The 1,529-nt window shown below is 55.7% G+C and carries 2 protein-coding genes; one reads left to right on the top strand and one right to left on the bottom strand.

What is annotated here, in order from left to right; translation table 11 throughout:
• The coding region (locus NW820_RS08665; protein ID WP_414407258.1) for a hypothetical protein at window positions 1-736 on the bottom strand (736 nt) is incomplete at its 3' end.
• 221 nt (window positions 737-957) lie between these two features.
• On the opposite strand from NW820_RS08665, the gene NW820_RS08660 reads away from it, so the two are divergent.
• Window positions 958-1,443, top strand: a complete 486-nt coding sequence (locus NW820_RS08660) for an ureidoglycolate lyase (protein WP_011431703.1) — start codon at window positions 958-960, stop codon at window positions 1,441-1,443.
• The last annotated feature ends 86 nt before the right edge of the window (window positions 1,444-1,529 follow it).

Genomic DNA, 1,529 nt, shown 5'->3' with positions numbered 1-1,529 from the left:
TGTCTGGATCCCTGTTTGGGGGGTGGTTGGCTTCTCGCTCTTGCAAACGGCGGATTTGGGAGCGCACCTGCAAAGCAATCTGTAAAGCAGTCTCTAGGATACGACCCTGTTCGCTGGCCTGCTCGCTCACCTGCAGAGCTGTCAAAGCTGCCAAGTTATCGCCGAAGAACTCGCTCTGCTGCTCGATCAGGTCTTCGTTTTGCCGCAAGATCCGTTCGGTTTTCAAGGCACGGATGAGATCGGCCCGGGTCAGTTTCAGGGCTTCGATCACCTCAGCCCTCTGGGCCAGCTTCACCTCGGGGTTGCCCGCTTCCACCAACTGGTCGTTGACGTGGATGGCCTGGATGATTCGGTTGTAGCGATCCACTTCCCCCAGCAAGTTCAACAGCAGCGGCATGCGACGGCTGCGGAAAATCCAATAGGCTTGGCCCAGGGCGGCAATAGCCGCCAGGATCCCCCATTCCACCAGCCAAGTGCCCCAAGTGGCCTGTAGGCCAGGGATCCAAATCCGCCCCACCAGGGTAAGTAGGGATCCCCCTGTCCAGAAGGTCAAGAAACGCAAGAACAAGTCCAGCGTCACCAGCAAGCGTAGGAGATCCCAGAAAGCGGAGAACTGGCGCAGGCGATCCTTAAAGCGACGAACGGGCTGAGGCCGATACAACCAAGCCACCGGCACTTGAGAGAGGCTTTCAACTTGAGCTGGGGAGATGATCAGCTCTTGTAAGTCCCGCTGCATCGCCATTTGCTCTGCTGAGGCTGGGAAGTTTTCCCATTGTACTTGCGACCTTGAGCAGCTTGGGCTTGCTCAGGGATCCCTTCCCAGAAGGGAAGCTGCCTGGCCAAGTCTCGATAGAATGGGGTTCGCTGGGCTGTTTGCGTCTTCACGCCCTCGTGCTCACGTTGTAGGGCAACAGTGAGACACAAGACAGCTCGTCAAACGCAAAGGAGAAGAGCAGGGTGACCAGCCAATTGCGCCAACTGAAGGCCCATCTCGCTGAACCGGAAAACTTTGCCCCCTATGGACAGGTCATTTGCCCTACTCCCGATCACAAACCCTTCGACAGTCAAGATGCTCAGTTGTTCTTGAATCAAGGGCAGCCCCGCTTTTACATCATGCGCTTGCCTCGCCGCGGCCTCAAGTTTACTCAGATCACCCACCACATCCGCTGCACCCAGTGCCTGGGATCCCTGAATGGCAAGGAGTGGTTTATTGGTGTTGCACCGCCTGCCGATGAGCTGCACGTGGATCAGATTCAAGCCTTTCGGGTGCCTGGGGATCGCTTTATCAAACTGGAGATGGGTACCTGGCATGCCGGCCCCTATTTTGACCACGAAGAGTTCATCGATTTCTACAACTTGGAGCTGGCCGACACCAACATCACCGATCACGAAACCATAAACTTACTCCAAACCTACAACCTGGAGTTCCAGATCACCCCCTGACAAGCTTTTGGGGATCCCTTATCAATCGGGCAAAAAGCAGCATTGATCATTGATCACAGCAATCTTTCGCTTGAGCGCAAGAAGAG

Source organism: Synechococcus sp. R55.7 (assembly GCF_047461955.1).
Classification (GTDB): domain Bacteria; phylum Cyanobacteriota; class Cyanobacteriia; order Thermostichales; family Thermostichaceae; genus Thermostichus.
The sequence above is the reverse complement of the archived record's forward strand: the minus strand, read 5'-3'. Positions and strand labels throughout refer to the sequence as shown.